Raw genomic sequence first — 22206 nt, forward strand, 5'->3', positions numbered from 1 at the left:
ATGAAAGTTAAGATATTTTTAGCAGGTTTGAGCTTGGCATTGGTCTCTTGTGAAAGTATGGATTTGGTGCCAAAGTCTCAAGGTAATACAGCTTCTTGGTATACAAATGAAACAGAGTTGGCTTTGGCGGCTAATGAGTTTTACATATTGGGTTATTGGCAGGAGCCATTAAATTCTTCAGAACAATGGTGTGACAATACAACCTATCGTTTGCAGAACCGCAACCCAGGTAGCAAGGGTACCATTCTTGATGGAACCATGAATGGTCAGCAATATGAGGTTTATGCCTTGTGGGAGCAGAGCTATAAGCTGATAGCCCGTGCCAACACGATGTTGGAAAACATACATAAAGCAGAGGGAAACGTGGCTCAGTCGGTGATAGACCGTTATACGGGTGAGGCTTGTTTTGCCCGTGCATGCAAATATGCCGATTTGATTTTCTTCTATGGTGATGTTCCTTATTTGGAGAGGACAGAAACGATTACAGAGGCTGAACAGAAGGGGCGTCGTCCAAAAGAGGAGTTGATCCCTCTTGTGTATGCGGATTTTGATAAGGCAATCGAAGGTCTTCCTGTATCATATGGTCAAAGTGCTCCCGTTCATTTTACCAAAGGTGCAGCGATGGCTATGAAAGCTCGTTTTGCACTTTACATGGGTGATTATGAAATGGCGGAAAAATCTGCAAAGGCCTGTATGGACTTAGGTGTTTATTCTTTGGAGCCTGATTATGCCAAACTGTTTAAGCAAAGTACCAAAGTAAACCCAGAAAAGGTCTTCGTATTACCTCGCTCTATAGAAAATGATGTTGTTTTAGATTCTTGGATTGTGAAGAATGGTCTTCCACGTAATGCTGGTGGGTATGGTTCATACAATCCATCCTGGGATCTGCTGGCATCTTATCTCTGTACCGATGGTTTGCCCATTGACGAATCACCTTTGTTTGATCCTCGTAATCCTTTTAAGAATCGTGATCCTCGTTGCAGCATGACTATTGTGGCTTTCAATACAGAACATTGCGGTTTTGAGTATGACCCAAGTCCTGCAGCAACTACCATTATGAACTATACCACGGGCAAAACTCAGTCAAATCAAGATACTCGTAAGGTTAATCAATATGCTTCCTATACAGGTTTGCTGTGGAAAAAGGGTATTGATGCCTCCTGGATGGAAAATGGTTTGAAGGTAGAACAAGACTATATCATCATGCGTTATGCCGACGTACTCTTGATGTATGCGGAGGCTATGATTGAGCAAAATAAGATAGATGATTCCGTACTCAAGGCTATCAATATGGTTCGTGCCCGTGCTTACGGAGTGGATGTTTCGGAGACTTCTGCTTATCCTGCAGTAAAAATGGGTTCTCAGGAGGAATTGAGAAAGGCAGTTCGTATAGAGCGCCGTATGGAGTTTGCAATGGAAAACTCTCGTTTGCAGGACTTGATGAGATGGAAGTTGGCATCAAAGGCTCTCAATGGTTATAATTATATCATGCTTCAGCCGGATGATTTGTTGAAGAACGTTGTAGAGAAGGGACTTTGGTTCTGGGGAATGACACCGCAGATAGACGAAGATGGCTTGGCAGATTTTTCTGCCCTTTTCAATGCCGGTTATTGTACAACTGGTGCCAAGCGCTCTTTCCCAGATAGAGAATACCTCTGGCCAATTCCTACACATGATATGGAATTGTGCCCTAATCTAACAAATAATCCTGGTTATTAAGCCGGGATTATTCCCTCCCTTCAAATCGTTCATTGTGTAATAGATTTTATAAAGAGATTTACAGATGAAAACAAAAAATATAAATCAAGTAATAGTATGGCTGCTGGTATCTTCTATGAGTATGTTCACGGTGTCTTGTAATGAAGATATAGACAACTCTTATTCAAGAAATCAATCGGTTATAGAACTTCAGCCATCGGGTGAATTTGTCAAATTGGATGAGAATAATCCTGATGCTACCGCATTGACATTAGACTGGACAACAGCTCACGATTATGGTGATGATTATATAACCACCTATAAGTATGAAATGCGTGTATCTGGAAGTACTGCTGATGAGATAGTGGAATATGAGGATGATGGCCATTTCTCACGTATTTATACTAACAAGCAATTGCAGGAACTTTTGGTCAATCATTTTGGTCAACTTACCAGTACCATTCGTGAGGTGCAGTTTACTGTCACCGCTTCTTTTGAGGGTCCTCGTTTGGTGATACCTGATATAGCTACGGCAAAAGTGAACGTAAAGACTTATGGACCTAAACAGTTTAGTGCAGACGAATTGTTTATGGGTGGTACTGCTGTCGGTGACGAGGACGTACGGCTCGAGGCAAACAATGATGGTACTATCTACTCCTTTACAGGTAAGTTGAATGCCGGTAAGATTAATTTCCCTGTTCATTTCGGAGATGAGGAGAATGCTATTGGGCCAGAAACAGTTGCTGCAACTCCCACATTGGGAGAGATGCCAGCTGTAATCAGTGACCGTTCTGATGCAAATTATTGGATCATTCCTGAAGCTGATACTTATCGCATCACAATCAACATGAATAATCAAACAGTGAAGATTGTTGCAGCTGGTGCAGTTGTTGAGGCTGATCAGGTGTTCTTGGCTGGTTCGGCTGTTGGTGAGCAAGTTGAAATGACCCAGACCTTGGAGAATGAAAACTTGTATGCTTGGCGTGGAGAACTGTCTTCTGGTAGTCTTTATATTCCGTTTACTTTTGAAGGAGAACAGAAGATGTCTGCAGTTCCTATGCAGGATGGTAACCATGATATCAATGATGGTCAGTCTTCGTCGTTCACTCAGGTGACGACAAATACAGCAGGGGCATCCCGTTATTGGACTATTCCAAGGTCTGGTGTATATCGCATCGTTCTGAATAAAGAAGAAAAAACGGTAACCATCTATTCCGACAAAACCGATTTACAGCCAAAAACGGTTAGTTGGAACAACACCACTTTGGGTATCAACCCTTATAAGACAACTATAGAAAAGTTGTATATGTATGGTACGTTCAATGCTTTTGATCATGATCCTGGTGCCTTCACTGGTTATCAAGATAAGTTCAATCTGTACCCAAGCTTAGCAGATCCTTGTGTGTTTGTATATAAAGGTGATGCGCTCCCTCGTAGCTCACAAAAGGATGAACGAGGAAATGTCGTACAGGCTTCGGTGAAGTTTGCCGTTGATAACCATAATAATAATGTGTATGCTTTTGGTTCTACAGCCGATGCTAAGCGTAATGACCACAATGGTTACATCACAGCCAAGTTGGGCGTTGAAGAGAAAACGGTAGAAGGTCAGAGCCATAACCGCTATGCTTACTTTATTATTCCTGAGGGCTGCAACTTTGTTGTGGTGAATGTGAGAAACAACACAGTTTTATTTGATAAGAAATAATCAATAATATTAGATAATTATGCAAATGGAAAAATATATGTCAGGAGCCAAAACGACGATTATGTCATTGGCACTCATCGTTTCATCTCTCGTTGTCGGAACTTCATGTTCCGACAGCGATGATCTGGGAACGACTGATTATAGTTGGAATATTTCTGGTAACAAGGTTGTGAATATCAAGCCAGAGCGTTATAAGTTCCTCCGTAACCCATTGCAGGGTTGGAATATCTATACGGGTATTGGCAGTGGAATGATGGATAATTTCTGGGATATCTATGATAATTTTGAGTCTTCTGTAGGTCCTGTGAAAGTGTCGGATTATGGTACAACCTGTTATATCCGTGGTGCATGGAGTGACTTCAATCCAGAAGAGGGCGTTTATATTTGGCAAGATGGTGTAGATACCGAACCCGCCAGAAGATTCCGTATGTTAGTAAATGGCGCCAAGGAGCGAAACTTGAAACTGGCTTTTACTTTTGTGGTTGATAGCCGTGACAAGCATTATAATTTTACTCCAAACTATGTGAAAGAAGCAGGTTGCAAGGGATATGTGACTACTACAGGTAGTGTGCAGGTTTGGTCGCCATATCCTGACGATCCTATATTCCAGGAGAAATATGCCAAATTTTTGAAAGATTTTGCAGCTAAGTACAATGATCCAGACGTGACCAATTATGTGAGCGGATTTGGTTTGGGCAAATGGGGTGAAACACATTCCCTGAAATATTGGGCAGTTGACACTCCCAACGAGTCAGAGAAGCGAACAGAGAAGGAGGTAAAATACGATGTGTTTGAGTGGATCACCGACTTGATGTCGCAAACTTTCACAAAGGTTCCTGTCTTCATCAACTATCACCGTTGTCTATTGAGTAGCAAGGAGTTTGATGGAGCACCTGTTGATGATTCTGCCGAGTTGATAGAAAGAGCTGTCAAGAAAGGTTTTGGACTTCGTCATGATGCATTTGGTATGAAACAATATTACAAGGATTGGGAGCGCGGCATCGCTACTACTTATCGCTATCAATGTCCATTTATTATGGAAGGCGGTTGGGTAGAGTCATCTCATGGTGGTTCAATCAAGGGTGATGGTTATGCCAATTATAAAGAGGTGAGAAAAGGTGAGTTTGATGAGGCTAAGGGTGCTAATGTGAATATGATGGATTTCCGATTCAACAACAATCCACAGGCAGGTGAAACCCATTCTTGGTTTAATGCAGCATACAATTTGGTAGAAGAATTCATTGCAGAGGGTGGTTATCGTCTTTATCCAGATAAATTATCTGTTCCCGAGAATGCTTCTGCTGGTGCAAAGGTTACCTTAACACATCGTTGGTCTAACTTGGGCTGGGGATATTGTCCTACTAATCTACCTCAATGGAATCAGAAGTATAAGGTGGCATTTGCCTTGTTGGACAAGAATACAGAGAAACCTGTCAAAGTCTATGTAGATGCTTTGCCAAAAGTTTCTGATTGGGTGAAGGGTAAGCCTCATACTTACAGTACAGAGATTACATTGGAAGGTGTAACTTCTGGTCAATATACTTGGGCTGTTGGTATCGTAGATACAGCAAAGGACAACAATATAGGCATTTATATTTCTGCACGAGATGAATATCAGACAGCGGATGGATGGGTAAAACTTTCAGATGTAACTATTAAATAATGAAAAAGTATATATGTGCAAGAAATTCCTCATAACGATAATTGCGTTCCTGAGTTCCCTTATGGTGGAGGCTTCTGAAATTCTGGTGGAAGCAGAGAGCTTCCACCAGAAGGGAGGTTGGGTTGTTGATCAGCAATTTATGGACCAAATGGGCTCTTCTTATTTGTTGGCACATGGAATGGGTAAACCTGTGGATGATGCTACGACAACTATACACGTGAAAGAAGGTGGTCTCTACTATATATATGTAAGGACATACAATTGGACTGCTCCTTGGAGTAAAAAGTCTGGGCCAGGTCGCTTTTCTTTGTCTGTTAATGGAAAAATCATTTCTAAGGTATTGGGCGCTGAAGGAAAGGACTGGCAATGGCAAAAAGTTGGTAAAATGAGGCTCAAGACAGGTACAAACAGTTTGGCTTTGCATGACTTGACAGGTTTTGAGGGCCGTTGTGATGCTGTCTATATGACAACCGATGAAGTTCAGTCTCCTGTAGGACTTGATACAAAAGCAACTGGTCTACTTCGCAAACGTCTTCATCCACAGGTCATTTTAAAGCAGAAGAACTACGATTTTATCGTGATAGGTGGTGGTATCGCAGGTATGTGCGCTGCCGCTTCTGCTGCCCGATTGGGGTGTAAAGTGGCTTTAGTCAATGACCGTCCTGTTTTAGGAGGTAATAATTCTTCAGAGGTACGCGTACATTTAGGAGGCACAATAGAGATGATGCCCAATCAGGGATTGGGAAGGATGATTCGTGAGTTTGGACATTCTAAAGGTGGTAATGCTCAGCCCGGCAACTTCTATGAAGATACCAAGAAAGATTCCTTTATTCTTGCCGAGAAAAATATAACACTTTATCCTTGTTACCGTGCAGTAAAGGTCAAGACGATAGGGAACCTTATTCAGTCTGTAGTGATTCGTCAGATTTCTACTGGTGAGGAACTCTGTCTTTCTGCTCCCATTTTTAGCGATTGTACAGGAGATGGTACGATTGGTTATATGGCTGGAGCTGATTGGAGAATGGGGCGTGAGGCACAAGGCGAATATCATGAGTCTTTGGCACCTGTTAAAGCTGATTCCGTCGTTATGGGTACCTCTATTCAGTGGTATTCAGAGTTGAAGGATAATAAGGTTTCGTTTCCAGAGTTTTGTTATGGTGTAAACTTCAATGAAACTAATAAGGAAACTGTAACTAAAGGAGAGTGGACCTGGGAAACAGGTATGAATAAAAACCAGATAACAGAAGCTGAAAGAATCAGAGACTATGGACTTTTGGTTATTTACTCTAACTGGAGTTTTTTGAAGAATCATTCTGTAGAAAAGAAAAAATTCAGCAATCGTTCCTTGGCGTGGGTGGGGTATATCGCGGGCAAGCGAGAGTCACGCCGTCTTTTAGGAGATTACGTTTTGTCTGAGGAAGATATCAATAAAAATGTATTGCACGAAGATGCGTCTTTTACAACAAGTTGGAGCATTGACTTGCATTTTGCGGACAGTATTAATAGTATTCATTTCCCTGGCAATGAATTTAAAACGCGAACCATACATCGATGGATCTATCCCTATGCTGTGCCTTATCGCTGTCTGTATTCCCGTAATGTGAACAACCTTTTTATGGCAGGTAGGAATATCAGTTGTACTCATGTGGCTTTGGGTACGGTAAGGGTTATGAGAACCACGGGTATGATGGGGGAGGTTGTAGGGATGGCTGCTGGTCTTTGCCATCAATATGGTATTATGCCAAGAGACGTGTATCGTCATCATTTGCCGGAGCTAAAAGTGTTGATGCAGGATGGTTTGGGTAAGAAAGATGTACCCGACACTCAGCATTTTAATGAACCTAATAGATTTTTGGATAAGCCTCGCGCTTTTATCAATCATTAATTATTATGAGAAAAACCCTATTCATTTTGCTATTATTCTCAATGGCATGGTGTTCTGTGAAAGCTGTGAAGAGCAGCTATGCCATTTTGAATAAAGATACCCTTCGCATAGGAAACTCTTACATGGAGCGCTGTTTCTTGTGGAATCATGGAGCGTTGAAAACGATAGCCTTGACAGATAAACTGCATGGAACTTGCATGCAGGCTCGTGGTGAGCGTCCAGACTTTGCCATAGCTCAAGGTGATGCAAGGAATGGAAAAATGTCATCGCAATGGGTTCTTTCTGATGGTGTGCAACCAAGTCATCTTGAAGTGATTGTTTGTTACGACCAGGGTACATTATCAGTAAAGCGTGTCTTCAAGGTTTATGAGAATACTCCTGCCTTGGCATGTACCACATATCTTAGAGGTACTATGCAGAAGTTGAAGTCTGTTGCTGATGTATCCAATGTTGATAGAAAAAATATTGAGTCAGCAGAGGATATGGTGACGGAATTGAAAACTCCAACATTAGACCGCATTCAGTTGTTTGGGAAGCATTGGCAGACAAAGGCCGTTGAGTTTTTGGATTATACTGATTGGAATGACAATTTGGTCTTTGAACGTAATTTTATTCCATATCGCAAGAGCGGTTGTAGGGGTAATCTGTTGTTTGCCAAGGACCAATTGACTGATAATGGCTTCTTTTTTTTGAAAGAGTCTCCTTCTTCAAGTACACAGTTGCATTATACTGGTTCCGACTTTATCACAGATTTCAATGACTTTATGGTAGTCAGTCCTGGAGTTTCTTCTGCCGACATAAAGAAGGAATCATGGACTCGTCTGTATGGATGTGTGCTTGGCGTATTTCATGGTGAGGAGAGAGCAGCATTGGTGTCTTTGCGAACTTACCAAAAACAACTGCGAAAGGAAAAATCTTCTTCAGATGAGATGATTATGCTCAACACTTGGGGAGATAGAAGCCAAGATGAAAAAATCAACGAGGAGTTTTGTATGCGCGAATTAGATAGAGCAGCCAAGTTGGGTATTACTGTTTTCCAGTTGGATGACGGTTGGCAGAATGGTAAAAGTCCTAACTCAAAGACAAAAGGAGGCTCTTTCAAGGATATTTGGAAGGACAACAGCTATTGGACACCTAATCCCATGAAGTTCCCTCATGGATTGAAAAATATAGTGAAGAGAGGAAAGAAGTTGGGTATCCGTATCGGCTTGTGGTTTAATCCAAGTGTACAAAATGATTTTTCCGATTGGGAGAAGGATGCCCAGGCAATTGTGTCTTTATATCGTCAATATGGCATAGAGTGCTTCAAGATAGATGGTTTGCAGATTCCTACAAAGCAAGCAGAAGAGAATTTGCGCCATCTTTTTGACAAGGTAGCATTGGAAACCAATCATCACGTTATCTTTAATTTGGACGCCACTGCAGGAAGACGTGGGGGATATCATTCTATGAATGAGTATGGAAATATATTTCTGGAGAATAGATATACTGATTGGGGAAACTACTATCCTTATCGTACTTTGCGCAATTTGTGGCAATTGTCTCGTTATGTTCCTGCAGAAAAAATGCAGGTAGAGTTCTTGAACAAATGGCGCAATGCTGATAAATATGCTGATAATGATATTTTTGCTCCCAAGAGCTACTCCTTTGACTATCTTTTTGGCATTACTGCTGCTGCTCAGCCTTTAGCATGGATGGAAGCATCCAACTTGCCTCAGGATGCCTATAAGGTTTCCCCACTGATAGAGAGTTACAGAAAGATACTGCATGACTTCCATTCGGGAGTTATCTTGCCAATAGGTGATGAGCCTTCAGGGCGTTCTTGGACAGGCTTCCAGTCTATGACTTGTCAGGATAAAGGATATTTTATTGTTTATCGTGAGGACAACGACAGACAAAAGGCCTGGTTGCAGACCTGGTTGACGCCTGGCGAGCATGTTCAATTGGAGAAGATAGCTGGGCAAGGAGCCTCATTTGTCTCCCAAATAGATGAGAATGGACGACTCTCTTTCTTTTTACCGGAGAAGAATCAATTTGCAATTTACCAATACAAGATTGAGAAATGAAAAAAATAGTAGCTTTATTAATATGTATCATTTCCCTTTGTGGAGAGACTTTTGCTGCAGAGACATATATCTCTAATGTCTATGGTAGGCAATATGAATCCTTGAACGGAAAGTGGAATGCTATCGTCGATCTTTACGAGAGAGGCGAAGAAATGAAATTGTATCTCAACCAAACGCCTCAAGGTAAGAGCGATTTCTATGAATATGCTTTCGATGGAGGTTTGCGCCTGAATGTACCAGGAGATTGGAATTCTCAATCTTCTGAACTCAAGTATTTTGAAGGCTCTGTTTGGTATGCCCGCCATTTTCATCTCCATGCTTTAGATGCCAAGCGGCGCTTTTTGTACTTCGCTGGTGTCAGCTATCGTTGTAATGTGTATTTGAATGGTAAAAAAATCGGAGAGCACGAAGGATCTTTCACACCTTTTCAAATTGAGGTGACAGATGCTTTGGTGCAAGGGGATAATACATTGGTTGTGGAGGTGAACAATCGTCGTCAGAAGTCTGCCATCCCAGCTTTGTCTTTTGATTGGTGGAATTATGGTGGTATCACGCGAGATGTGATGCTTGTTACCTTGCCTAAGCAATATATTAGCGATTATTTTGTTCAATTGGATAAGCATCGTGCAGATTTGGTACATGTGAAAGTCTTTTTGTCGGAAGGTGTTGCCAATCAAGATGTATGTGTAGAAATACCAGAATTGAAGCGCAGACTCCTATTGAAAACAGACGCATCAGGTATGGCAACTGGAGATTTGAAGATTTCCAAGATACAACGTTGGAGTCCAGATTTTCCTAAGTTATATCAAGTAAACATCAAAACCCAGTGCGATGAGGTAACAGAAATGATTGGATTCCGTAATGTGGAGGTGAAGGGGACAAAAGTGCATCTCAATGGGAAACCAGTGTTTTTGCGTAGTATTTCTTTCCACGAAGAAATACCACAACGTATGGGAAGAGCCTGCTCTGAAAGTGACGCCGAAATGCTCCTTTCTGAGGCAAGAGCTTTAGGAGTTAATATGGTTCGTTTGGCGCATTATCAGCAAAACGAGTATATCGTTCGCAAGGCAGAGAAGATGGGCATCATGCTATGGCAGGAAATACCTGTTTGGCAAGCCATAGATTTCTCTAATAAGGAAACCTTAAATAAAGCAAAGAGAATGTTGAAAGAAACCATTCGTAGAGACCAAAACCGTTGCGCTGATTGCTTTTGGGGAATAGCAAACGAGACACGACCTTCTGATGCTCGTAATGCCTTTTTGACGGATTTGCTGCAAGCTGGTAAGGAAGTAGATACAACTCGCTTATTTGTTGCCGCTTTCGATAATGTATATTTCAAGGAAAATTCGCAGTTGTTCGAGATGGAAGATAGCTTTGTAAATCAATTGGATATGATTGGTGTCAATAAATATATGGGCTGGTATGCGCCATGGCCGTTGGAACCTGCCAAATGTGTATGGAAGGTGGCTGTGCATAAGCCATTGCTTATTTCAGAGTTTGGGGGCGAGGCCTTGTTTGGTCAGCATGGTGACGATACGACAGCTTCTTCCTGGAGTGAGGAATACCAAGCAAAACTTTATCGTGATAATTTGAGGATGTTTGAGAATATTCCAAATTTAGTAGGTGTCTCGCCTTGGGTTCTTTTTGACTTCAGGTCGCCATTCCGCTTTCATCCTACCAATCAGGATGGTTGGAACCGTAAGGGATTGGTTTCTGATCAAGGGCAGCGCAAGAAAGCCTGGTATGTTATGCATGACTACTATCAGAAAAAGCAGCAAGAATACAAGAACATTAAATAAACACATGACCTATGAGAATACAATCGAGAATGATGATATGGCTGTTGGTCGTATGTATTGCTCGCCCTATAATGGCGAATAATTCAGCAAAAGCCAAGATGATATATAAAGATGCCCATGCCACTTTGGAAAACAGGGTAGAGGATCTTTTGTCACGTATGACCTTAAAAGAAAAGGTCTTGCAGCTCAATCAGTATACATTGGGTACCAACAATATAGAGAATAATAAGGGTGTAGAGGTGAAAAACATCCCTGCAGAGATAGGCTCTTTGATATATTTTGCTACTGATCCAGAGTTGCGAAATCGGATGCAACGACATGCCATGGAGGATTCTCGCTTGGGCATTCCTATTTTGTTCGGCTATGATGCCATTCATGGTTTTCGTACGATTTTCCCGATTCCATTAGCTCAGGCTTGCAGTTGGAATCCTGCATTGGTGGAGCAAGGATGCAGGGTTTCTGCTCAAGAGTGTAGAATGAGTGGTGTAGACTGGACATTCTCTCCAATGATAGATGTCAGCAGAGATCCAAGATGGGGGCGTGTGGCTGAATGCTACGGAGAGGATCCCTATGCCAATGGCGTGTTTGCACAGGCTGCCGTGAAAGGTTATCAAGGCAACAGCCTTGCTGCTGCAACGTCTGTTGCCGCATGCTTGAAACATTATGTGGGTTATGGAGCTTCTGAGGCAGGTCGCGACTATGTTTATACCGAGATTTCCCGCCAGAGTCTATGGGATACTTATCTTCTTCCATACGAGATGGGTGTGAAGGCTGGTGCAGCTACTATTATGAGTAGCTTTAATGACATCAGTGGCACTCCTGGATCTGCTAACTATTATACGTTGACAGAGGTTCTTCGCCATCGTTGGCATTTCTCAGGTATGGTTGTCTCGGATTGGGCAGCCATCCAGCAATTGAAGAGTCAAGGTATGGCCAAGAATTTGAAGGAGGCTGGTGCATTAGCGCTAACGGCAGGACTCGATATGGATATGATGTCTCATTCGTATGATGCATATTTGGAGTCTTTAGTCACTGAAGGTAAGGTCAGCATGGCAGTTATTGATGAGGCTGTGAGGCGAGTGCTGAGGGTAAAGTTTCAACTGGGATTGTTTGAAAATCCTTATACCCCAGTTTCAAAGCCTGCAGCTCGTTTTCTGCTGCCACAAAGCTTGCAGGTAGCTTCCGACATAACTTCTGAGTCAATGGTTCTTTTGAAGAATTCGGGTATATTGCCATTACAGTCTGTAAAGAAGATCGCTGTGGTGGGACCGATGGCAGACAATGCACATGATTTGCTTGGCTGTTGGTGGGGACATGGTGAGGATCAGGATATTCAGAAATTGCTTACTGGCATTCAGAAGGAGTTTGCTGGAATCTCCGAAGTGAGGTATGCTAAAGGTTGTGATTTTGATGGTGATGACGAATCGGGCTTTAAGGAAGCAGAGGCTTTGGCTAAATGGGCTGATGTTGTTATCATGTGTATGGGCGAGAAAGGTAGTTGGAGTGGTGAGAATAATTCTCATGCCGACATCAGTCTGCCTGCCATTCAGCAAAAGTTGATGCATACCGTGAATAATGCCGGTGGTAAGATTGTGCTCGTTTTGGCAAGTGGTCGCCCTGTTGTTCTGGGTGAGGCTGTGGATTTGTCAGAAGCAATTTTGGAAGTTTGGCATCCTGGTATAGCAGGAGGTGATGCGCTTGGAGGCATTCTTTCAGGCCGCTATAATCCTTCAGGCAAGTTGGCGATGACGTTCCCCTATGCGCAAGGTCAGATTCCTATTTATTATAACAGACGTAATAGTGCCCGCCGTCACCAGGGCTTTTACAAGGATATGACGAGCGAACCTTTATATCCTTTCGGGCATGGACTGAGCTATACGCATTTTATTTATGGTTTGCCAGTTGCAAGTAAATCGCATGTGACCAAGAATGATAAGTTTCAGGTTTCGGTTTCTGTAACCAATGTTGGCGACAGGGACGGAAAGGAGACAGTCTTTTGGTATATTGTGGATCCTTATAGTACCATTACGCGCCCATGTAAAGAGTTGAAGTTCTTTGAGAAGAAATTGATACGGAAGGGAGAGAGTGTTACTTATACCTTTAATGTCGATGTGGAGAGAGATCTTGGATATATTGATGCCGATGGCAGACGATTTGTGGAGTCTGGTGAAGTGTCGATACTTGTGGGTGATAAAGAATTGAAGTTGAATATAGAATAGAAAAAAAAATGAAACGTTTTATAGTTCTTTCTTTGATGGTGTGTATATCTTTCCTTTCTGTTTTTTCTCAACGTAGCGAACGCATACTTGAGGAAGGGTGGAAATTTGCTCGTGGACGATATGCTTCTGCAGAGAAGGTGAATTATGACGATAAATTATGGAGCAGTGTGACTGTTCCTCACGATTATGCCATATTGGGACCTTTTGATAGGAACAACGACTTGCAGGATGTGATGAATATCCAAAACAAAGAAACCAGGGTGAATCGTAAGACGGGTCGTACCGGAGGACTTCCTTATGATGGTGAGGCTTGGTATCGTTGTCATTTTCGCTTGAATGGTAATTCACGGAGCTTTCTTTATTTTGATGGAGTGATGAGCGAGGCCACAGTCTTTGTAAATGGGCGGCAAGTGGCCTTTCAACCGAATGGCTATGCTGCATTTCAAGTAGAAATAACCTCCTATGCACATCGTCCTGGCAAAGATAATGTCTTGGCGATTAAGTTAGATTCCAAGGCTTATTCTTCGCGTTGGTATCCTGGCGCAGGAATATTTCGGGAAGTGAGGTTGATTGAGACGGGAGATGTCCTTCTTTCTGCTTGGAAAACAAAAGTTATTACTAAAATAGTTGGTGCTAATAAGGCAGAAGTAAGTGTAGATGCTACTATAGAAGGGAAAAATAAATCCGGTAGCATCGTCAGATTGGAACTGTTGGATACTAACCGCAAGGTTGTTGCCAGTCGGCAAGCCTCGGTGCGGGCGGGTGAACAAAACTCTCGACAGATTTTGACAGTATTGAATCCACGATTGTGGAGTCCGGAACAGCCTAATCTTTATCATTTGCGTATCTCTTTAGTTCGGGATAAACGTGTTGTTGACCACTTGGAGCAGGAGGTTGGCATTAGAAGTGTTGAATTTGTCAAGGGACAGGGCTTTTTCCTGAATGGGAAGCATCGTCAGATACAAGGGGTTTGCATACATCATGATTTAGGAGCGCTGGGTACCGCTATTAATGAGTCTGCTCTTCGCTATAGGCTCAGGCTTTTAAAGAATATGGGGTGTGATGCCATCCGAACTTCCCATAATCTTCCTTCCTCATTATTGCCCCGATTGTGCGATGAGATGGGGTTGATGCTGTTGATAGAGCCTTTCGACGAGTGGGATATACCTAAGTGCGAGAAAGGATTCCATCGTTATTTTGAAGATTATGCAGAGAGAATGGTAAGAGATATGGTGTGCCATTTTCGCAATTATGCTTCTGTCATCTTGTGGGGAATAGGCAACGAGGTGCCCAACCAGCGAGATCCTGAAGGATGGAAGTTGGTGAAACGCTTGCAGCAGTATTGCCATGAAGAAGATTCTACACGATCTGTTACAGTGTGTATGGATCAAATTCCGTATGTTTTGGCTAATGGATTCGCCAAAGAAGTGGATATTCCTGGCATCAACTACAATACTTGGAATTTTGAAAAGGCAGCTGCTGTTTGGCAGCAAGGAATGATTCTCGGTTCCGAAACAGCTTCCACAGTAAGTTCGCGTGGTGTTTATAAATTCCCTCTAAAGTTGAGATCCATGGCAATGTACGCAGACCATCAGTCTTCGGGTTATGATGTGGAATATTGTAGCTGGAGTAACACGCCAGATGTTGATTTTTCCTTGGCCGAGAAATATCCATGGTATTTAGGACAGTTTGTATGGACGGGCTTCGACTATTTAGGTGAACCAACACCTTATAATAATGACAACTGGCCAAGCCATAGCTCGCTCTTTGGTATCATCGACATAGCCAATATACCCAAGGACAGGTATTATCTTTATCGCAGTCTGTGGAATAAAAGAGATCATACACTTCATATACTTCCTCATTGGACTTGGCATGGGCGCGAGGGGCAGGTAACCCCTGTAATGGTATATACAGATTATCCCGAAGCAGAGTTGTTCCTGAATGGCAAAAGCATGGGGCGCAGGCGGAAACTGTCCTTGTCGGAAGTCCAGTCTATGAAGGGAGACAGTCTGGCTCTCTTACGACATTATCGGTTGATATGGGATTCTGTGAAATATGAGCCTGGTAAACTTGTTGTTGTCGCTTATGATAGGGAAGGACATCCTGCAATGAGTGATTCTGTCTGTACGGCAGGACAACCTTATCGGTTGATGGCAATGGTCGATAAGCATAGTGTGTGCGCCAATGGTACAGAGTATGCTTTTGTGCAGTTAAAAGTAGTCGATAGGCAGGGTAATCTGTGCCCTGACAGTTCTGAAAGAATTCGTTTCAGAGTAGATGGATGTGGAGAGTTTGTTGCTTCAGCCAATGGAGATCCTACCGACTTGAATCCTTTTCACATATCAGAAATGCCTGTCTTTCATGGACAACTGATGGCAATCGTACGAGGTAATGGCCGTGTGGGCGAGTTACTTTTTGAGGCTTCTGCCGATGGGCTTCTGCCATGCAAGATAAAGATAAAGACAAAATAAAAATATAGTTATGAAGAAATATCAGATAAAAAGTTTGTGTAATATCAGCCGTACAATAGCGGTGATGATAGTTGGTGTCGTTTGTTCTCATTCGATGGCTCAAATCATAGATGATGAAGCTATGAAAAGAGCGAAAGAGTTGGTGGAACAAATGACTTTGAGAGAAAAGATAGATTATCTGTCCGGTGAGACGTCCTTTTCACTGCGTGCTATTCCACGTCTGGGAATTCCTCGCATATTGCTGGCTGATGGTCCTTGTGGCATTCGCAATCATGCACCTCATAGCACCTTGTTCCCATCGGGCATCCTAACTGCAGCCACTTGGAATAGAAATGTGGCTCATCTGTTGGGTGAGGGCCTGGGGGATGACGCCCGTGCCCGTGGTGTCGGTATCTTATTGGGTCCAGGTGTTAATATATATCGCTCACCCTTGTGCGGTCGTAATTATGAATATTTCGGCGAGGATCCCTATCTCACTTCTGAGATAGCCTGTCAGTACATAGAAGGCGTTCAGAGCAGGGGAGTGATGGCAACCATCAAGCATTTTTGTGGCAACAATCAGGAGTGGAGTCGTCATCACACCAGTTCTGATATTGATGAGCGAACTTTGCAGGAAATCTATTTCCCTGCATTTCGCAAGGCAGTACAGCAGGCTCACGTAGGTGCAGTTATGAACAGTTATAATCTTATCAATGGTGTGCATGCTACAGAGAATGCCTGGCTCAATAAAACGATACTTCGTGACACATGGGGATTTAACGGCCTCTTGATGTCTGACTGGACCTCAGTCTATTCTGTTGTCAATACAGCCAATAATGGCCTGGATTTGGAGATGCCAAAAGGACGCAATCTGAATTACGAGAATCTTTATCCTGCTATAAAGAAAGGATTGGTGACAGAGGCTACGATAGATCAGAAGGTACAGCACATTCTGCAGTCTTTGATAGCTTTTGGCTTGCTCGACCGACAGCAGAAAGATACGACGATAGTCTTGAATTATGCATCGTCCAGGCAGAAAGCTCTACAGATAGCCCGTGAAGGTATTGTGCTTCTGAAAAACAATAAGAACACATTGCCTCTTAAAGGGCGTACAGCCCTTGTTGGTGAGAATGCCAATATTGTGGCAACAGGAGGTGGAAGTGGCTTCGTAAATCCCTTTGCCTCTACTACGTTGAGTGCTGCCCTAAAGAAAGCCAAGCCCAATCTTATCGTCTTGACCGATGATGTCATCTATGATGATGTTAATGCTGAGGTTTATATGGATGCGGCAATGACAAAAAAAGGTTTCTTGGCTTCTTATTACAAAAATCAGAAGCTTTCAGGAACTCCCGATTCAACTCATGTGGATGACAAGATAGCATTTGATTGGGGATATGACTCTATAGGTCCAGGTTTTCCTAAAGATCATTTCTCGGCAAGATGGTCTTTCTATTATAAGTCAAAGGAAGATGGTCTGTTGCGCATATCTATGGGTGGCGATGATGGCTACCGTATCTTTGTGAACGATAAGCTCTTGACAGGCGATTGGGGTAATCATGCTTATTCTCATCGCGAGAAAACGTTCAAGGTAGAAAAAGGCCAAATGTATCATTTTGTTTTGGAATATTTTGACAATATATCTTCTGCAGCAGTGAGCTGCAATATCTCTCGTCTGAATGAGAAAAAATTGTATGCTGGTCTGGCTAAGGTTGAAAACATAGTTTATAGTACTGGCTTTAACTCCAATGTAGAGGGAGAAGGCTTTGATCGTTCTTTCCGTCTTACGGGGTATCAGGAAGAGATGATAGAGCGCCTTTCTATGGCGGGCAAGAAGATGACGGTAGTGCTCAATGCTGGCGGTGGAGTGGATATGAGCCGTTGGCTTGACAAGATAGACGCCCTGCTGATGGCATGGTATCCTGGACAGGAAGGTGGAACTGCCTTGTCAGAAATACTGACAGGAAAGATTTCTCCAAGTGGTAAACTTCCTATTTCTATTGAGAAAAAATGGGAGGACAATCCTTGCCATGACAGTTATTATGAGAACCGACCTGGTAGAGAATGTAAGACTGTGGAATATCGTGAAGGTGTGTTTGTTGGCTATCGTGGTTATGATGCCAATGGAGTAAAGCCTTTATTCCCGTTTGGCTTTGGCCTTTCTTATTCTTCTTTTGACTATTCAAATCTTACTATAGTTAAAGATAATGATTCATGGCTTGTATCTTTCGACTTGAAAAATACAGGCAAGAAGGATGCTGCAGAAGTAGCTCAAGTCTATGTGGGAAGCGTGAATCCTACCTTACCCCGTCCGTTGAAGGAGTTGAAGGGCTTTGAAAAAGTATTTCTGAAGCATGGAGAGTCTCGTCGTATTCAAGTAAAATTGGATTCTGACTCATTCTCTTATTATGATATGGACCAGCATCAGTTTGTGACAGTGCCAGGATCGTATCTGGTTCAAGTTGGTGGTAGTTCCGTTTCTTTACCTCTCAAAGAACAGATTCTTATCCCTTGATGTCTTTGTTTGTGATTTCACAACGTTATCGTGTTTTGACTGTTACAGATCATCGATAGTACGCAGAACGTTTTGGACACAGACTTCGAGAAAGTTAGGAAATTTCTTATAGGTAAAAATAACATAAATATGATTTAGATAGCGTGTAACTCAAAGGAGTTGCGCGCTGTTTTTTTTTTGAGTGACGATGTCTGGGAAAAGTTCTAAAGAATAGATAAATGGAGAATGCTTTAATGTTATTTATTATAGATTTCTCGCATTCTCGTCCTGTAGTGTAGGAACTACAGAATATTACTGACTATAAATATGTTTGTGACTTTCCTGTATGGAATGATGAAGTAATTTGTCCCAATGACTTTTCATTTAACATAATCATTGTGTTCTTTTTCATGCCGTGTTTAGTGAAAAGTTAATAATTTTTGTGTTGTTTTGTATGGATGCTACATGTTTTTTCGGAAAAATACGTTATCTTTGCAGAAGAAAAGCTGCACTCGGCAATTTGAAAACAAGTTTTCATTGCGCTCATTTGCATTATCTTTGCAGAAGATAAGCTGCACTCGGCAATTTGAAAGCAAGCTTTCATTGCGCTCGCTTGCACTATCTTTGCAGAAAATTAGACACATGAAAGCAGTAAAGCCAAAGAAAAATTTGGGTCAGCATTTCCTTACTGACCTCGGTATTGCCAAGCGAATAGCCGATACGGTAGACGCTTGTCCTGATTTGCCCGTGCTCGAGATTGGTCCGGGTATGGGTGTGCTCACCCAGTATCTTATTGAGAAGCCACGACCTGTAAAAGCTGTGGAAATCGACTCTGAGTCGGTGGCTTATCTTCACGAGAACTTTCCACGTCTCAAGGACAATATCATTGGTGAGGATTTCCTGCGTATGGACCTCACACGTCTCTTCGACGGGAAACAGTTCGTGCTGACGGGCAATTATCCCTACGATATTTCCTCGCAGATATTCTTCAAGATGCTTGACTACAAGGACCTCATTCCCTGTTGCACGGGAATGATTCAGCGCGAGGTGGCGTTGCGCATCGCCTCAGAGCCAGGCAACAAAGCCTATGGCATCCTGAGTGTCCTCATACAGGCATGGTACAGTGTGGAATATCTCTTTACCGTGGACGAGAATGTATTCAATCCTCCCCCTAAGGTGAAGAGTGCCGTGATCCGCATGACACGCAATGAGGTGACCGACTTAGGTTGCGATGAGTTGCTCTTCAAGCGTTTGGTAAAGACGGTATTCAACCAGCGTCGCAAGATGTTGAGAGTGAGTCTGAAGCAGATGTTCCCTGGGCAGACTCCCCGCGAGGATTTCTATACAGCCGATGTGATGACCCGTCGCCCCGAGCAGCTTTCGGTGCAGGAGTTTGTGGAACTTACCAATTATGTGGGAGCTGAACTGGAAAGGCTACAGGCTGAGAAAAACAGCTAAAAAGATGGCTGGCGTGCAAAAGTGGCTCTAAAAGTTTGGCGGTTACGCAAAATATGCCTATATTTGTGGCTTGAATTGTGACAACAGACAATAAAAGAATTTATTAACAATAAGCAAAAATAAAAATATGATAGACGTAAAAGAAACTTTGAACAAAGCAGGCGAGCGCATGGAGATGGCTGCAATGTATCTGGCAGAAGAACTTTCGCATATCCGTGCCGGTCGTGCCAACGTGGCCATCCTCGATGGTGTGAGAGTGAACAGTTATGGCAGTATGGTGCCTCTTAATCAGGTGGCAAATATCACAACTCCTGATGCTCGTACCATCGCTATCCGTCCTTGGGACAAGAAAGCTATCAAGGATATTGAGAAGGCCATTATGGACAGTGGGGTAGGTATCACTCCCGAAAACAATGGTGAGATAGTACGCTTGGGCATTCCACAGCCTACAGGTGAGCGCCGTAAGGAGCTGGTAAAGCAGTGCAACAAGATAGCTGAGAAGGCAAAGGTAGAGGTGCGCAACGTGCGTCAGGAAATCAAGGAGAAGCTGAAGAAGGCTATCAAGGACGGACTGTCTGAAGACCTTGAGAAGGATGCTGAGAACGACTTGCAGAAGTTGCACGACAAGTACATCAAGCAGTTGGAAGCTCTCATGGACGACAAGGAGAAGGAAATCATGACCGTCTAAAGTCGTAGGATGAAAGGACTTGTCATCAAAAATACAGGAAGCTGGTACACCGTCAAGACTGACGATGGCCAGCTTATTGAAAGCAAGATAAAGGGCAATTTCCGTCTGAAGGGAATACGCAGCACCAACCCTGTGGCTGTTGGCGACCATGTGCAGCTTATTACCAATCAGGAGGGAACCGCCTTTATATCTGCCATAGAAGACCGTCGCAACTACATTGTTCGCAAATCGCCCAATCTGAGTAAGCAAAGCCACATCCTGGCTGCCAATGTCGACCAGGCTTTGCTGGTGGTGACGGTGAATTATCCACAAACCTCCACAACTTTTATCGACCGATTCTTGGCTGGCGCTGAGGCTTATCGTGTGCCTGTCATTCTGGTATTCAATAAGCGAGATATCCTCTCTGAGGAGGAGTTGCACTATGAGCAGATGATGCGAAAACTCTATGAGACTATCGGCTATCAGTGTGTCGAACTGTCTGCTGCCACAGGTGAGGGAGTGGAACAGTTGATTCCCCTCATCAAGGACAAGATTTCTTTGCTCAGCGGCAACAGTGGAGTAGGCAAGTCGACACTTATCAACCAGTTGGTGCCTGAGGCCGACCAGCGTACAGCAGAAATCAGCGATGCTCATAATACGGGCATGCATACCACCACCTTCAGCGAGATGATAGCGCTGTCGGCTGGAGGTTATCTTATCGATACTCCTGGTATCAAGGGCTTTGGTACCTTTGATATAGAGAAGGAAGAATTGACGAGTTATTTTAAGGAGATATTTCGGTTCTCTGAGAACTGCCGTTTCTCCAACTGCACCCACACCCACGAACCTGGTTGTGCCGTCATCCGTGCGGTGGAAGACCATTACATAGCCGCCAGCCGTTATCAAAGTTATCTTTCCATGCTTGAAGACAAGGACGAGAACAAGTACAGGGAGTCTTTTTAGGGGTGTAACGAAACAGAAAGAACTAAGAACAAGACAAAGATGCCAAACAATGAGCTAAAGGATTTCAAGCAGCGCTTCGAGGAGGGCGAGTTCGCACAGAGTGCCGAGCTCAGTACCCGTTATCTCGATGAAAACATTCTGATATTCGACAATATCAGGGTGTTGGCTAATCCTGATCCCGTAAGATTGCAGATGAATATGATAGCCTCCTGCCAGGCTGGCAACGTGAGGCTCAACATCAACGGCAAGGAGATAGAGATAGGTAAGAACGATATCTTTGTGTGTCCGCCCAACAATACGCTCGACATCATGGAGGTTTCGCCCGACTTTGCGTGTACGGCCGTGTGTTTGTCCAACTTAGGTCTGCAAAACATTCTGCACTCTCATATCAGCATCTGGAATCGTGCCATGTATGTTGACAAGGTTTCGGTGGTGAAGATGACAGAGGAAGAAATGCTCTTCTATGCCAAGTTTACCGACTTGGTGCGTCTTTGTCTCGATGCCGACTACATGCAGCTTACATCGTGGAATCCCTATCGCCGCGAAATCGTTGAGACTCTGCTCAAGAGTGCTTTGTTGGCGTTGTGCAACAGTTTTTCTACTACCATGGAGAAGGATGATAAAAACGCTTCTTCCACTACCAGCGACCTTTTCGACAAGTTCCTTGAACTGTTGCAACAGAGCGAGATCAAGCATCAGCCGGTAGAGTATTTTGCCCAGCAACTGTGCATCACCCCAAAATATCTGTCCATCGTGTGCAAGCGGCATTCCGGCAAGACTGCCATTGACTGGATAACTGAGTACACCCTTTCGGATATTACGTATTATCTGCGATCTACGAGTAAGTCGATAAAGGAGATTTCGGGTATTCTCGGTTTCTCCAACACTTCTTTCTTTGGCAAGTATGTCAGAGAACATCTCCATACTTCGCCTCTGAAGTATCGTGAGAAACTGAGAAAATAAATATTGAATTTTCGCAAGTTTTTCCTCATACGCCCTGAAGGTCAAGAAACCCACAGCAGCACGCCCTGAAGGGGCAGAAGCTCTTAGCCCAGGGCATCGCCCTGGGTTGTTATGTGCGCAAACTTGTCGCCCTGTAAGGGCAAAAGCTTTATTTGTTGCCTGAAGTTTTAAAGCTT

13 protein-coding genes are annotated in these 22206 nt (G+C 43.2%); all 13 read left to right on the forward strand.

Features of this window, described 5'->3' with window-relative positions:
* The 13 genes from F7D20_RS07430 (at nucleotide 1) to F7D20_RS07490 (ending at nucleotide 22030) form a co-directional block, all read left to right on the forward strand.
* Nucleotides 1-1719, forward strand: coding sequence for a RagB/SusD family nutrient uptake outer membrane protein (locus tag F7D20_RS07430; RefSeq protein WP_158463479.1), 1719 nt, complete (start codon nucleotides 1-3; stop codon nucleotides 1717-1719).
* Between the two features lie 64 nt (nucleotides 1720-1783).
* Nucleotides 1784-3403 (forward strand): SusE domain-containing protein, encoded by a 1620-nt coding sequence (locus tag F7D20_RS07435; protein ID WP_158463480.1) that lies wholly within the window; start codon nucleotides 1784-1786, stop codon nucleotides 3401-3403.
* Nucleotides 3404-3428: 25 nt separating this feature from the next.
* Entirely contained in the window at nucleotides 3429-5066 is a 1638-nt protein-coding gene (locus tag F7D20_RS07440) for a DUF4832 domain-containing protein (protein WP_158463481.1), read from the forward strand.
* A 13-nt stretch (nucleotides 5067-5079) separates the two neighbouring features.
* Nucleotides 5080-6951: an FAD-dependent oxidoreductase gene (locus F7D20_RS07445; RefSeq protein WP_158463482.1), complete on the forward strand. Its 1872-nt coding sequence runs from the start codon at nucleotides 5080-5082 to the stop codon at nucleotides 6949-6951.
* Nucleotides 6952-6953: 2 nt separating this feature from the next.
* Nucleotides 6954-9017, forward strand: coding sequence for an alpha-galactosidase (locus F7D20_RS07450; RefSeq protein ID WP_437182659.1), 2064 nt, complete (start codon nucleotides 6954-6956; stop codon nucleotides 9015-9017).
* Complete coding sequence (locus tag F7D20_RS07455) at nucleotides 9014-10816, forward strand: glycoside hydrolase family 2 protein (protein ID WP_158463484.1); 1803 nt, start codon at nucleotides 9014-9016, stop codon at nucleotides 10814-10816. Before F7D20_RS07450 ends, F7D20_RS07455 begins: the two co-directional genes overlap by 4 nt.
* Before the next feature lie 17 nt (nucleotides 10817-10833).
* Nucleotides 10834-13035, forward strand: coding sequence for a glycoside hydrolase family 3 N-terminal domain-containing protein (locus tag F7D20_RS07460; RefSeq protein ID WP_437182660.1), 2202 nt, complete (start codon nucleotides 10834-10836; stop codon nucleotides 13033-13035).
* A gap of 35 nt (nucleotides 13036-13070) precedes the next feature.
* Nucleotides 13071-15509: a DUF4982 domain-containing protein gene (locus tag F7D20_RS07465; RefSeq protein WP_367383918.1), complete on the forward strand. Its 2439-nt coding sequence runs from the start codon at nucleotides 13071-13073 to the stop codon at nucleotides 15507-15509.
* A 64-nt stretch (nucleotides 15510-15573) separates the two neighbouring features.
* A complete protein-coding gene (locus F7D20_RS07470; protein WP_158463575.1) occupies nucleotides 15574-18000 on the forward strand; it encodes a glycoside hydrolase family 3 protein in 2427 nt (808 codons plus the stop codon).
* Between the two features lie 621 nt (nucleotides 18001-18621).
* Entirely contained in the window at nucleotides 18622-19437 is an 816-nt protein-coding gene (rsmA, locus tag F7D20_RS07475) for a 16S rRNA (adenine(1518)-N(6)/adenine(1519)-N(6))-dimethyltransferase RsmA (RefSeq protein WP_158463487.1), read from the forward strand.
* A gap of 127 nt (nucleotides 19438-19564) precedes the next feature.
* On the forward strand, nucleotides 19565-20125 hold the full coding sequence (gene frr / locus F7D20_RS07480; RefSeq protein ID WP_022252599.1) for a ribosome recycling factor: 561 nt from the start codon (nucleotides 19565-19567) through the stop codon (nucleotides 20123-20125).
* Nucleotides 20126-20134: 9 nt separating this feature from the next.
* Entirely contained in the window at nucleotides 20135-21067 is a 933-nt protein-coding gene (rsgA, locus tag F7D20_RS07485; RefSeq protein WP_158463488.1) for a ribosome small subunit-dependent GTPase A, read from the forward strand.
* Between the two features lie 39 nt (nucleotides 21068-21106).
* Entirely contained in the window at nucleotides 21107-22030 is a 924-nt protein-coding gene (locus tag F7D20_RS07490) for a helix-turn-helix domain-containing protein (protein WP_158463489.1), read from the forward strand.
* Nucleotides 22031-22206: the final 176 nt, after the last annotated feature.

Source organism: Segatella copri (genome assembly GCF_009495355.1).
Lineage (GTDB): Bacteria > Bacteroidota > Bacteroidia > Bacteroidales > Bacteroidaceae > Prevotella.

Excerpts from the sequence above, each read along its gene's own strand:
- frr (WP_022252599.1), top strand. The coding sequence starts at position 19,565 with ATGATAGACGTAAAAGAAACTTTGAACAAAGCAGGCGAGCGCATGGAG.
- F7D20_RS07470 (WP_158463575.1), top strand. The coding sequence starts at position 15,574 with ATGATAGTTGGTGTCGTTTGTTCTCATTCGATGGCTCAAATCATAGAT.
- rsgA (WP_158463488.1), top strand. The coding sequence starts at position 20,135 with ATGAAAGGACTTGTCATCAAAAATACAGGAAGCTGGTACACCGTCAAG.
- F7D20_RS07435 (WP_158463480.1), top strand. The coding sequence starts at position 1,784 with ATGAAAACAAAAAATATAAATCAAGTAATAGTATGGCTGCTGGTATCT.
- F7D20_RS07430 (WP_158463479.1), top strand. The coding sequence starts at position 1 with ATGAAAGTTAAGATATTTTTAGCAGGTTTGAGCTTGGCATTGGTCTCT.
- rsmA (WP_158463487.1), top strand. The coding sequence starts at position 18,622 with ATGAAAGCAGTAAAGCCAAAGAAAAATTTGGGTCAGCATTTCCTTACT.
- F7D20_RS07490 (WP_158463489.1), top strand. The coding sequence starts at position 21,107 with ATGCCAAACAATGAGCTAAAGGATTTCAAGCAGCGCTTCGAGGAGGGC.
- F7D20_RS07455 (WP_158463484.1), top strand. The coding sequence starts at position 9,014 with ATGAAAAAAATAGTAGCTTTATTAATATGTATCATTTCCCTTTGTGGA.
- F7D20_RS07440 (WP_158463481.1), top strand. The coding sequence starts at position 3,429 with ATGGAAAAATATATGTCAGGAGCCAAAACGACGATTATGTCATTGGCA.
- F7D20_RS07445 (WP_158463482.1), top strand. The coding sequence starts at position 5,080 with ATGTGCAAGAAATTCCTCATAACGATAATTGCGTTCCTGAGTTCCCTT.
- F7D20_RS07465 (WP_367383918.1), top strand. The coding sequence starts at position 13,071 with ATGGTGTGTATATCTTTCCTTTCTGTTTTTTCTCAACGTAGCGAACGC.